We start from the raw sequence: 12,279 nt of genomic DNA, 5'->3' as shown, positions 1-12,279 counted from the left end.
TGCTCAGTTCTCCTTGAACGGGAAGCCGAGGTGCTTCAGCAGCGCGCGGCCTTCTTCGTTGTTGGTCGCGGTGGTCACCACGGTGATGTCCATACCACGCGGACGGTCGATCTTGTCCACGTCGATCTCGTGGAACATGGACTGCTCCGAGAGACCGAAGGTGTAGTTGCCGTTACCGTCGAACTGCTTCGGCGACAGGCCACGGAAGTCGCGGATACGCGGCAGCGCGATCGAGATCAGGCGGTCCAGGAACTCCCACATGCGGTCGCCGCGCAGGGTGACCTTCGCGCCGATCGGCATGCCCTCACGCAGCTTGAACTGCGCGATCGACTTGGTGGCCTTGCGGATCTCCGGCTTCTGACCCGTGATCAGGGTCAGGTCGTGGATCGCGCCGTTGATCAGCTTCGCGTCCCGGGCGGCGTCGCCGACACCCATGTTCACGACAACCTTGACCACGCCGGGGATCTGCATGACGTTGTCGTAGTTGAACTCGGAGTTCAGCGCGTCCTTGATCTCGGCGCGGTAGCGCGCCTTGAGCCGGGGCTGGGTCTTCTCGGTGGAGGTCATCAGATGTCCTTCCCGTTGCGACGGGAGATGCGAACGCGCTTGCCGTTCTCATCGGTACGGTAGCCGACGCGCGTCGGGTTGCCGTCGGAGTCGATCACCATCACGTTGGAGGCCTGGATCGGCGCTTCCTGCGTGACGATGCCGCCCGAGCTGGCACCGCGCTGGTTGGCGGAGTTCGCGACGTGCTTCTTGATCCGGTTCACGCCCTCGACCAGGACCTTGCCGGTCGCCGGGAAGGCCTGGATGACCTTGCCCTTGGCGCCCTTGTCCTTACCCGAGACGACGAGCACGGTGTCGCCCTTGTGCACCTTCATGGTCAGAGCACCTCCGGGGCCAGCGAAACGATCTTCATGAAACGCTTCTCGCGCAGCTCACGACCGACGGGGCCGAAGATGCGGGTGCCGCGCGGATCGTTGTCCGCCTTGATCAGCACAGCGGCGTTCTCATCGAACTTGATGTACGAGCCATCGGCGCGACGACGCTCCTTGACGGTGCGCACGATGACCGCCTTGACGACCTCACCCTTTTTGACGTTGCCGCCGGGGATGGCGTCCTTGACGGTGGCGACGATCACGTCACCGATACCGGCATAGCGACGCGACGATCCGCCGAGCACGCGGATGCACAGGATTTCCTTGGCACCCGTGTTGTCGGCGACGCGCAGCCGCGACTCCTGCTGAATCACTTCAGCTCCTCCTAGACCTGGACGTTATGCACGCCGGATTGCCGACCCGACGGGCATGGTCAGTTGCCCTCACAGCTGAGCCGTTCGGCCCGCTCCGCGAGGTACGCGGGGCAGCGCCTGCCAGTGGATATCGTTGATCGAAGTTGATCAACCACTGTGGGTTCGCGGCCGGAGTGCGGGCATAGCTCCCGCAGGCAACCGCTCAAGTGTAGCCAACGCCCAGGTAGCGCCCAAATCAGGGGGCGGACGCACCCGCGCGACCCGGGCGGGGCTGCGGGCGACACCCCGGACATGCGGCTAGCCTCGACGCCGAGCAACACCCGAGCAATCCATCTGCACTTCCGACCGAGGAGTCCCGTGAGTTCGCCGGAGCAGCCGTTCGCTCTCGACCGCCGCACCCTGCTGAAAGCGCTGGGGCTGGCGCCCGCGCTGGCACTGCTGCCAGCCTGCACCACCGACAGGCCCGGTACGGCGACAGGGCCGGACATGTCCGGATCGGATCCGGGGGTGCGGCCACAGGACGATCTCTACCGCTACGTCAACGGCAAGTGGCTGGAGAACTACCGACTACCCGCCGACAAACCCGCCTACGGCACCTTCGCCGAGGTCGAGGACCGCACGCAGCGGCACCTGAAGGAGATCGTGACCGGGATCCACGATCCCGAGGACGGCTCCCCGCGGCAGCAGATCCGCGATCTCTACGACGCCTACCTGGACCCCGACGAGATCGACGCGCTGGGCATGGCCCCGCTCGCCGATCCGCTGCGCCGCATCGACGCCGCGCGCTCCAAACCCGATCTGGCGCTGGTGATGGGCCAGCTGCCCATCGACGGGCTGATCGGACTCTCGGTCGGCCCCGACGACCGGGACGCGGCCCGGAATATCGCGTCCATCAGCCAATCCGGGCTCGGGCTGCCCGAACAGGACTATCGGAAACCGGAATTCGCCGACGTCCTCGCGGGCTACCGCACCTACCTGGAGCGCATCGCCGACGGAGCGGGCTTCGCGGACCCGAAAGCCATGGCGGGACGGGTGTTCGAGCTGGAACAGCGGATCGCCGCGGGTTTCTGGGACAATGTGCGCACCCGCGATCCGGAGGCCACCTACAACCGGATGAGCCGAGCCGAGCTCATCGCCCTCGGACTGGAATTCGACTGGGGCCCCTGGCTTTCCGGGCAGACCGAGCGGCCCGCCGAACTCTTCGACACGGTGGTGGTGCGCCAGCCCTCGTTCGTGACGGCGGCGGCCGGACTGTGGGCCGAGGTCGATATCACGACCTGGCGGGACTATCTGCGGCTGAGCCTGGTCCGCACCTGGGCCGAGTACCTGCCGAAGGCCATCGCGGACGCGAACTTCGACTTCTACAGCACGCTGGTGAACGGCCAGCGGGAGCGGCCGGAGCGCTGGCGTTCGGCCATCACCGTCCTGAACACGTATCTGGGCATGCCGCTGGGGAAGCTCTACGTCGCGGAGTTCTTCCCGGCCGAATCCAAGCGCCTGGTGCAGGATCTCGTCGGCAACCTCCGTTCGGCCTACCGGGATAGCTTCCGCACCTCGAGCTGGATGTCGCCGCCGACCCGGGACGCCGCCGTCGCCAAACTCGACAAGATCGACACCAAGATCGGCTATCCGGACACCTGGGAGGATTACTCCGGCGTCGTGGTGACCCGCGGCAAGCTCCTCGAATCCCTGCTGGCGGTGCACACTTTCGAAGCCCGGCGCATGTTCGACAAACTGGGCGAGCCGGTCGACCGCTCGGAGTGGGGCATGCCGCCGCAGACCGTGAACGCCTACTACGAGCCGACGCGCAACGAGATCGTCTTCCCGGCGGCAATCCTGCAGGCCCCGTTCTTCGACTCCGATGCCGAGGCCGCGGTGAACTACGGCGGTATCGGCGCGGTCATCGGCCACGAGATCGGACACGGCTTCGACGATCAGGGCTCGCGCTACGACGGCGACGGCAATCTGCACGACTGGTGGACGCCCGCGGACCGCGCCGCCTTCGACGCCAAGACTCAGCAGCTCATCGCGCAGTACGACGCCCTGGTGCCGACCGGGCTGCCGCCGACCGCACACGTCAACGGCGCGCTGACCGTCGGCGAGAACCTGGCCGACCTGCGCGGACTCGGCATCGCGCTGGCCGCCTACGCCATCGCCGAGCAGGGTGGGGACGCGGCGCAGCAGCAGGACGCGACGCAGCTCGACCTCGCCCCGGTCTTCCGGTCCTGGGGCCGGATCTGGCGCATCCAGGTGACGCCGGAGTACGCGGAAGCACTGCTGGCCGAGGACCCGCACGCCCCCGGTGAATTCCGCTGCAACCAGACGGTGCGCAACCTGCCGCAGTTCTACAGCACCTTCGCGGTGGTCGAGGGCGACCGGGAATGGCTCGCGCCCGACCAGCGGGTCACGCTCTGATCCCAGCCGCGAACGTCCACCCGCCCATGCCGCCGCCGCGCCGGTAGCCTCGTGCCGAAGCACAGCCACGGTGCGGCATCACCGCACGCTCAGAGAGGGGTACCCGTGACATCGTCCGGTCCGGTCCGTATCGATCGCCGCGCCTTCCTCGTGGCGCTCGGATTAGTGCCCACCGCCGCCTGGCTGGCCTCGTGCAGCAGCGACGACGCGCCGACGACCACATCGACCACCACGCCGCTGAAGGGTCCGGACCTCTCCGGTGCGGATCAGGCGGTGCGGCCGCAGGACGACCTGTATCGCAATGTGAACGGCACCTGGCTGCGCGAATACGAACTGCCGCCGGACAAGGTCTCCTTCGGCACCTTCGACGAGGTCGGCGACCGGGTCGAGGAGCAGTTGCGCGGCATCATCGAGGGCATCACCGAACCGCAGGACGGCACCGAGGCGCAGCAGATCCGCGATCTCTACGACGCCCGCATGGATATCGACGAGATCGAACGGCTCGGTATGACGCCACTGGCCGACCTGTTCGCGCGCATCGACGCCGCCGACGGCAAGACCGAACTGGCCAAGGTGATGGCCGGGCTGCCGGTCGGCGGCATCATCGGGCTGGGCGTCACCATCGACCGGAAGAATTCCAGCGCGCATGTGGCCGCGGTCGGCCAATCCGGTCTCGGGTTGAGCGAGCAGTACTACCGCAAGCCCGAGTACGCCGACAAGCTCGCCGCCTACAAGACGTTCCTGGAGTCCATCGCCAAGGGCGCGGGCTTCGACGATCCGGCCGGAATGGCCACGCGCGTCCTGGATCTGGAGACCCGGATCGCCGCGGGCTTCTGGGACAACGTGCGCAATCGCGATACCGACGCCACCTACAACAAGATGTCGTGGGACGAGATGACCGCGCTCGCTCCGCAATTCGACTGGGATCCCTGGCTCGCCGGGCAGACCGACCGGCCGAAGAACCTCTTCGATACCATTATCGTGCACCAGCCGTCGTATCTCACCCATGCCGGAAATCTGTGGCACGACACCGATCTGGGGCTGTGGCGCGACTATCTCAAGATCTACCTGGTGCGCGAGTTCGCGCGCTTCCTGCCCAAGACCATCTCCGACGCCAATTTCGAATTCTTCGGCACCGTGATGAACGGGCTCGAGGAGCGGCCGGAGCGCTGGAAGTCGGCAGTGGCCACGGTGAACAGCAATCTGGGCGAGCCGCTCGGCAAACTGTATGTGGCACAACACTTCCCGCCCGAAGCCAAGGATCGGGCCCTGGAGATGGTGGACGATCTCAAGGCCGCCTACCGCGACAACTTCCGCGCCTCCACCTGGATGTCCCCGGCCACCCGCGATGCCGCCATCGAGAAACTGGAGAAGATGGGGGCCAAGATCGGCTACCCGGACAAGTGGGAGGACTACTCCGACCTGAAGATCACCCGGGGCAAGCTGATCGAATCCCTGCGCGCCGTCAATGCCTTCGAGGTCGAGCGCATGTTCGGCTACCTCGGCAAGCCGGTCGACAAGAGCGAGTGGAGCAGCCCGCCGCAGACGGTGAACGCCTTCTACTCCCCCGTCACCAACGAGATCGTCTTCCCCGCCGCCTTCCTGCAGCCGCCGTTCTTCGACAAGGACGCGGCGCCCGCGGTGAACTACGGGGCCGGAGGCGCGGTCATCGGCCACGAGATCGGGCACGGTTTCGACGATCAGGGCTCCAAATACGACGCCGACGGCAATTTGAAGGACTGGTGGACACCGGAGGACCGCACCGCCTTCGAGGCGCGCACCCAGAAGCTCGTCGAGCAGTACGACGTGCTGGTCCCGGCGGGCCTCGACCCCGAGCAGACCGTGAACGGCGAGCTCACCCTGGGCGAGAACGTGGCCGATGTGCGCGGCCTGCAGATGTCCATCGCCGCCCTGGCCATCGCCGAGCGGCGACGTGGCATCGAGACGCCCGACTACAAGCCGCTGTTCGAATCCTGGGCCCGCAACTGGCGCGACAAGTCCACCCGCCAGTACACCGAGAACCTGCTGGCCAATGACACGCACGCACCCAACGAGTTCCGCGCCAATCAGGTGGTGCGGAATCTGGAGCAGTTCTACACCAGCTACGACGTGCAGGAGAGCGACAAGCTGTTCCTGCCCCAGGACCAGCGCGTCACCTTCTGAGCCGCGAGCATCCGGGCGGCGTCACCCGCCGACCCCGTCCGGGTGCTGTTCCACCAGTGCGCGCGGCGCGGCCTGGGCCCACGAGTCGGTCACGATGGCCTCGAGCTCCGCCAGATCGTCGAGGGCGGCCAGCCGCACTCGCACCCAGGCATTGTTCGCCTCGTGCCCCGCGATCCAGAACTTCCCGGGTTCGGCCGCCACCAATTCGTCCCGGTCCAGGATCGGGCATCGCACCGCCATCGAGGTCTCCCCCTCCGGCAGGGTGAGGAACAATTTCCCCGCCACCCGGAAGGTCGGCATCTGCCATTCGAATCCCTCCCGGACCTCCGGCAGCGAAAGCGCAACCGCGCGAGCATCATCCCCAGTCGCTGTCATGAACAGATGGTCTCAGGCCCGACCGACAGCCGCAGCGGCTACCGCACGGCGGTCATCACATGTCGTGGCGACGCAGGTCGCAGTCGCGGGCCGGAGTCGTGGAGATGGGGAACGGCCGGTCGACGCGATCATGGCTCTCGCCGCCGATGCGCGGCGCGACAATCTCCGTGACGAGCAGCCGATCGCCCGGGCCGAGGTAGGACCGAGGGGCGGTCGGGTGGGCGGTTCGCGGTCGGAGCGACGGGACGCGGGCGGGGGGACGGAGTGGATCGGCGCACAGATGTGATGCCCGGGGTATCGGGACGCGATGCTGTTAGGTTAGGGTTGCCATAGTTGACGTTGGCGATACGAGCGATGGAGAGCGTTGTGCCGGAACTCCTGGCCGCTGTGGAGCGGCAGCGACTCGTCGACGAGTGGGCGAATGGGGTCGAGCTTTCGGGCTACCCGGGCGTCAGCGCCCTGATCGAGCGCGGTCGGCGGGTGCCCGCCATTCGCCCGGCACTGCGCTGCGGGGCGGCGACCCTGACCTACGGGGAGCTGTTCGAGCTGATGACGCACGCGACCGCCGCCGAGCGCTGCGAGGCATCTGTCGACGGTGCGGTCCGGCTGCTGGCCGATATCGCCGCGGCCGCGAACTCCGGTGCGACACTGACCCTTTCCATGCCGACCGGTGCGTACGGCTCGACCGTCGGACTGCGCGCCGACGCGCTGGCCGCCGCCGTCGACGACCGCCGCGCCGTGACCGCCGACTGCCGGGCCGGACATGTGGATCCGGCCCAGGGAACGTCCAATATCCGGCTGCTGGCCACCGCCTGGGCCTGCGCGGACACCGCCGTGGAACTGCTCGCGGCCATTGCCGACGGTGCGACGCTGGTGGCGGCCACCGAGGCGCAGCGGCGCGATCCGGCCGCGCTGGCCGACCTGATCGCCGAGACCGGAGCCACCCACGTGGTGGCCGAGGCCGCCGTGCTCGCGCGCTTCGCCGATACGGCCGCCGTCGCACTGCCCACCGTTCGCCGCTGGGATGTCACCGGAAACCACTGCCCCGCCATCCTTCCCGGCCTGCTGCGTGAACTCGCGCCGGGCTCGGTGGCCGGATTCGCCTACACCGCACCCGGATACGCGGGCGTGGTGGCGCGCGGACCGCTGGACGGCAACGGCCGGGTGCGGCCGATTCCGGGTGCGCGCGTGCTGGTGCTGGACGCGGAGCTGCGACCGGTGGCACCGGGCCGATACGGCCGGGTGTATCTGGGCGGCGCCGCGCTGGCGGCCGAGATCGACGGCGGCACCGCACTGTTCGTGGCCGATCCGTTCATTCCGGGTGCGCGCCTGTGCCACGCCGGAATGTCGGGTCGCTGGACCGCGGACGGATGGTTGACATTCGCACCCGGCGAAATCGTCGCCGAACACGAAGCGACCGGTTCGAATCTTGGCGTCAATGCGACCATATTCCCCGAAATCGCCGCCTGATACCGCTACGCCCCCGGTCAGCGGACCGGCACGGCGGGAAACCGCGCACGAATTCTCCGGCAATATTTACTGATCCGACGATTCACTGTGATCTCCGGCTATATCGTGTAACTCAGTCACTGGCCGCCGAACGCAATGAGGCGCTTCGGGGTGCCACAGATTATGGTCTCACCGCGCGATGACGGTGACGATCTCACCATCGGTGCTGAAATCGTGCGCGCCGTATCGCCGGGCTGCCATGAGCGATGGCACCGGTCGGCGCGACGATCGCCGCATATGTCCATCCCCGCGGAAGCGCTACCCATAGCTCGGCTCGCACTCTTCTGCTGCACCGGAGACAGCAGACGAGCCGAAAAACCCTGGGATCGGGGACTGTTCGGTCGCCTACCGACCTGCACGGCCACACTGTTCGGCATCGGGTAGCTGCGATGCCGTCCGATCGGTCCCTGGAAGGTGGGTCATGACCGCAGCATCCGCGGCGCCGAGTCCGGCGTCCTCCAACACCCTCGTACCGCCCGAGCGCAAGAGCCTCCGCATCGCGATGGTCGTCCCCCCGTACTTCGACGTGCCGCCCAAGGCGTACGGCGGTGTGGAGGCGGTGGTCGCCGACCTGGTCGACGCACTGGTCGAGCGCGGGCACGAGGTCACCCTGCTCGGCGCCGGTGTGCACGGCACCCGAGCCGCGGAATTCATACCGCTGTGGGACGAGATCCAGGCCGCCCGGCTCGGCGATCCGTTCCCGGAGGTGCTGCACGCCTTGAAGGTTCGGCGGGCACTCGAACGCCTCACGGCGACGCGCGGGCTGGACCTGGTGCACGATCACACCTTCGCCGGGCCGCTCAACCTACCCGTGTACCGCGCCCTCGGCCTACCCATGGTGGTCACCGTGCACGGACCCGTCGACGGCGATCCGCACATGTACTACAGCGAGCTCGGCGAGGACGCCGCGCTGGTGGCCATCAGCGACCGGCAGCGCGCACTGGCTCCGGGTCTGAACTGGGTCGGGCGCGTGCACAACGCGCTGCGCGTCGCGGACTTCCCCTTCCAGCCGGAGAAGGAGGACTACGCGCTGTTCCTGGGCCGGTACACCCCGGAGAAGGCCCCGCACCTGGCACTGGCCGCCGCGCACGCCTGCGATATGCGGCTGGTGCTGGCCGGGAAATGCGCGGAGCCGCCCGAGATCCGGTACTTCGACGACCAGGTGGCCCCGCTGCTCACCGAGCGGGACACCGTCTTCGGCATGGCCGACGCCGCCGCCAAGAAGAAACTGCTCGCCGGGGCGCGCTGCCTGCTGTTCCCGGTGCAGTGGGAGGAGCCGTTCGGCATGGTCATGATCGAGGCCATGGTGTGCGGGACACCGGTGGTGGCGCTGCGCGGCGGCGCGGTGAGCGAGGTGATCGTGGACGGCGTCACCGGACGTATCTGCGACGATCCGGACGAGCTGCCCGCCGCCATCAAGGAGGTGCGCGACTACGACCCGCAGGCGTGCCGCGACCACGTGCTCGAGCACTTCGGGACCGACACCCTCGGACGCGGGTACGAGGAGGTGTACCGCAAGGTCGTCGCGACCCGTCCGACGCGGCGGACCGGCCGGATCACGGTGCACCAACTGCCCACCACCCCGCCGACCCGCACCGCGGGCGCCGGTCCCGGACGGGCGACTCCCGCACCGGCCCGCACCGCCGGACCCACCCCCAGCCGCGCCCCCTCCCCCGCCGGTACCCCGGCAGCCGGTGGGCCGGGACATGTTCCGACCACCGCACCGGCACGAACGACACCGGCACGACGGGCAGGCACGCCGCCACGGAAACGCGGGCAGCGGTCCGGGGGAGGCGCGAATCCGGCCCGCCGGACACCCGATCCGGCGAGCGCGCCCGTTCCAGCGGGCGATTCGGACCTGGCAGACACTCCGAATGGACTAGTCACCGGTCCACTCGGGAGCATTGAAACTCCGCTCGGAAGCAGTTTGAATCCGTACGGACCTGCGCGAACTCCGGGCGGACCCGCCATCACCGCCGATCCGGTCGCAAGCCCCCGCCACCCGAATGATGTTGTCTCGAGCGATGTTCCGAACAAGATCTCGCGAACGAGGTCTGACACCATCGGCGGAACCCGCGCCCCGCGCATCGGTTCGGGATCGCTCGACGACACCCGGCCGCCGACATTCCCGGATACGGTGATCGAGAGCGGGTTGCCCGCCCTCGGCTCGATAGCGGCGATCCCCGATTCCGGGGAGGCCGTGGAGCGGACGGCGGGGACGGCCGCACACCCGGGAACGTCCGGGGGCGAGCGCAAGCGGACACGGCGCGCCGTGGCGCGGTCCGCCGCCAAGCGTGGCCGCGGCGTGAAGAGAGTCGACAAGGCAACAGGTTCCGCGTCGAACCCCGAGACCGGTAGCGCTCCGGAGAGCGGGAGGGACGCCCCGACGGGAGGTTCTGCATGATCGGAGAGACGCCCGCCGCGCTCAATGCCGGCGAGCCGTCGACCCTGGGTGGCGGCGGTGGCACCGTCACCCTGGTGGAGGGCAGCACCTTCTGCCTCTCGGACCGGCTCGGCGATGTCGAGCCGGACACCCCGCACGGGCTGTTCTATCGGGACGCCCGGGTGCTGTCGCGCTGGGAGCTGCGCGTGGACGGGCAGCGGGCCGAACCGCTGTCGGTGCTGAGCCCGGAGGCGTTCACCGCCCGGTTCATACTGCGCCGGCCGCCTCGGGCCGGCGCGGCCGACAGCACGGTGCTCATCGTGCGGGAGCGACTGCTGGCCGAGGCGCTGCACGAGACCATCACCGTGGAGAACCTGGGACGCGAAACCACCGCCGTCGATCTGCAACTGCATGTGGACGCCGACTTCGTGGACCTGTTCGCGGTCAAGGAGGGCCGCACCGGCCACAGCCGGGCCGAGGTACTGGTGGCCGATGTCGAACTGTTGCTCAACGACCGCTCGGACCGCGCGCGCGGCGTGGTGGTGACCTCGTCGGAAACCCCGGTGGTACTGCCCGGTTCGCTGTCCTGGCGGGTGGTGGTGCCCGCCGGAAGCACGTGGCGGACCGAGATCCTGGCCCAGCCGACCATCGGCAGCCAGCCCATCCATTCCTCGCCGCATCCCGGGGAGCATTACGAGTTCAGCGAGCCCAGCCGCAAGATCGCGGCCTGGCGGGATACCGCCACCACGATCACCGCCGCCGATCCGCAACTGGCCTGGGTGCTGGAACGCACCGAAAGCGATCTGGGGGCGTTGCAGATCCACGACGATATGCGCGGCGGCCGACCGTTCGTGGCGGCCGGTGCGCCCTGGTTCATGACCCTGTTCGGTCGCGACAGCCTGCTCACCGCGTGGATGGCGCTGCCCCTGGACGTGAATTTGGCGCTGGGCACCATGCAGCAGCTCGCGGAGATGCAGGGGAAGCGGGTGAATCCACTGACCGAGGAGGAACCCGGCCGCATCATGCACGAGATGCGGCGCGGCCCGGCCAGCGGCGCGGTGCTGGGCGGCGAGACGTACTACGGAACCGTGGACGCCACGCCGCTGTTCGTCATGCTGCTGGCACAGGCGCGGCGCTGGGGCGCGGATACCGAATCGGTGCGGGCGCTGCTGCCCGCCGCCGACGCCGCGCTCACCTGGATCACCGACTACGGCGACCGCGACGGGGACGGTTTCGTGGAATACCGCCGCGCCACCGACCGGGGCCTGTTCAACCAGGGCTGGAAGGACAGTTTCGACGGCATCAACGACGCGACCGGACATGTGCCGGAACCGCCGATCGCACTGTGCGAGGTCCAGGGTTACGCCTATGCCGCGCTGCTGGCACGGGCCGAACTGGCCGACGAGTTCGGCGACGCGACCACCGCCGGACATCTGCGCGACCGGGCCGCCGAACTGCGCACCAAATTCGCCGAAGCCTTCTGGCTGCCCGAAAGAGGTTGGTTCGCGGTCGCCCTGGACCGCGACAAACGCCGCCTGGACGCGCTCACCAGCAATATCGGCCACTGCCTGTGGTCGGGCATCGTCTCCGACGAGCACGCCGCGCAGGTGATCGAGCGCCTGGCGAGCCCGGAGATGAGCACCGGCTTCGGGCTGCGCACCCTCGCCTCCGATATGGGCGCGTACAACCCGATGAGCTATCACAACGGCTCGGTCTGGCCGCACGACACCGCCATCGCCGTCGCCGGTCTGCTGCGCTACCGGCATCTGCCCGGGGCCATCGAACTGGCCACCGAACTGGCGGAGGGGCTGCTCGCCGCGGCCGGGGCATTCGGAGGGCGACTGCCCGAACTGTATTGCGGTTTCCCGCGTTCGCGGTTCGCCGCACCCGTCCCCTACCCCACCTCCTGCTCACCCCAGGCGTGGGCGAGCGCGGCGCCGCTGCTGCTGGTGCGCTCGTTCCTGGGGCTGGAACCCGATGTCCCGCGGCGCACCCTCACCGTGCTCCCGCACCTGCCCGCCCGCTGGGGCAGCGTCGAGCTCACCGATCTGCGGCTGGGCGGCACGGTGATCGACCTCACCGTGGAGGGCGACCGCGTCACCGCCTCCAACCTGCCCGAGGACTGGCGGCTGGTCACGCACTGACCGCGGCTGTCACCCGAGGCGAACGGTCGCACATCTCG

Annotated in this window: 8 protein-coding genes and 1 pseudogene; 5 read left to right on the top strand and 4 right to left on the bottom strand. The window is 68.6% G+C overall.

The window, feature by feature from the left end; translation table 11 throughout:
* Positions 1-3 precede the first annotated feature (3 nt).
* The 3 genes from rplE to rplN are packed head-to-tail and all read right to left on the bottom strand — an operon-like array spanning position 4 to position 1,252.
* Complete coding sequence (rplE, locus tag ON31_RS05105; RefSeq protein ID WP_029923636.1) at positions 4-567, bottom strand: 50S ribosomal protein L5; 564 nt, start codon at positions 565-567, stop codon at positions 4-6.
* A complete protein-coding gene (gene rplX / locus ON31_RS05100; protein ID WP_029923635.1) occupies positions 567-881 on the bottom strand; it encodes a 50S ribosomal protein L24 in 315 nt (104 codons plus the stop codon). The genes rplE and rplX overlap by 1 nt, the downstream gene beginning before the upstream one ends.
* A 2-nt stretch (positions 882-883) precedes the next feature.
* The gene (gene rplN, locus ON31_RS05095; protein ID WP_029923634.1) at positions 884-1,252 is read right to left on the bottom strand and encodes a 50S ribosomal protein L14; all 369 of its coding nucleotides are present in this window, start codon (positions 1,250-1,252) and stop codon (positions 884-886) included.
* A gap of 357 nt (positions 1,253-1,609) precedes the next feature.
* Between rplN and ON31_RS05090 the strand changes: the two genes are divergently transcribed.
* Together ON31_RS05090 and ON31_RS05085 are read left to right on the top strand one after the other, a co-directional pair.
* The gene (locus ON31_RS05090; RefSeq protein ID WP_039809750.1) at positions 1,610-3,667 is read left to right on the top strand and encodes a M13 family metallopeptidase; all 2,058 of its coding nucleotides are present in this window, start codon (positions 1,610-1,612) and stop codon (positions 3,665-3,667) included.
* Between the two features lie 105 nt (positions 3,668-3,772).
* The gene (locus ON31_RS05085; RefSeq protein ID WP_039809748.1) at positions 3,773-5,830 is read left to right on the top strand and encodes a M13 family metallopeptidase; all 2,058 of its coding nucleotides are present in this window, start codon (positions 3,773-3,775) and stop codon (positions 5,828-5,830) included.
* Positions 5,831-5,851: 21 nt separating this feature from the next.
* Here the strand turns inward: ON31_RS05085 and ON31_RS05080 are convergent, their stop codons facing one another.
* Entirely contained in the window at positions 5,852-6,205 is a 354-nt protein-coding gene (locus tag ON31_RS05080) for an MmcQ/YjbR family DNA-binding protein (protein WP_039809746.1), read from the bottom strand.
* A gap of 366 nt (positions 6,206-6,571) precedes the next feature.
* Between ON31_RS05080 and ON31_RS05070 the strand changes: the two genes are divergently transcribed.
* The 3 genes and pseudogenes from ON31_RS05070 to ON31_RS05060 all read left to right on the top strand — a co-directional run bounded on the left by ON31_RS05070 (position 6,572) and on the right by ON31_RS05060 (position 12,241).
* Positions 6,572-7,675 (top strand): AMP-binding protein, encoded by a 1,104-nt coding sequence (locus ON31_RS05070; RefSeq protein WP_157533592.1) that lies wholly within the window; start codon positions 6,572-6,574, stop codon positions 7,673-7,675.
* 541 nt (positions 7,676-8,216) lie between these two features.
* Positions 8,217-9,272 (top strand): annotated as a pseudogene (locus tag ON31_RS37740) (glycosyltransferase family 4 protein); the annotation flags it as partial.
* A gap of 842 nt (positions 9,273-10,114) precedes the next feature.
* Complete coding sequence (locus ON31_RS05060; protein ID WP_039809739.1) at positions 10,115-12,241, top strand: amylo-alpha-1,6-glucosidase; 2,127 nt, start codon at positions 10,115-10,117, stop codon at positions 12,239-12,241.
* Positions 12,242-12,279 lie beyond the last annotated feature (38 nt).

Origin of the sequence: Nocardia otitidiscaviarum NBRC 14405, assembly GCF_000308635.1 — a bacterium.
Classification (GTDB): domain Bacteria; phylum Actinomycetota; class Actinomycetes; order Mycobacteriales; family Mycobacteriaceae; genus Nocardia; species Nocardia otitidiscaviarum.
The sequence above is the reverse complement of the archived record's forward strand: the minus strand, read 5'-3'. Positions and strand labels throughout refer to the sequence as shown.

Bases quoted from the DNA above. Each gene is read 5' to 3' on its own strand.
- ON31_RS05060 (WP_039809739.1), top strand. From the start codon at position 10,115: ATGATCGGAGAGACGCCCGCCGCGCTCAATGCCGGCGAGCCGTCGACC.
- rplX (WP_029923635.1), bottom strand. From the start codon at position 881: ATGAAGGTGCACAAGGGCGACACCGTGCTCGTCGTCTCGGGTAAGGAC.
- ON31_RS05080 (WP_039809746.1), bottom strand. From the start codon at position 6,205: ATGACAGCGACTGGGGATGATGCTCGCGCGGTTGCGCTTTCGCTGCCG.
- rplE (WP_029923636.1), bottom strand. From the start codon at position 567: ATGACCTCCACCGAGAAGACCCAGCCCCGGCTCAAGGCGCGCTACCGC.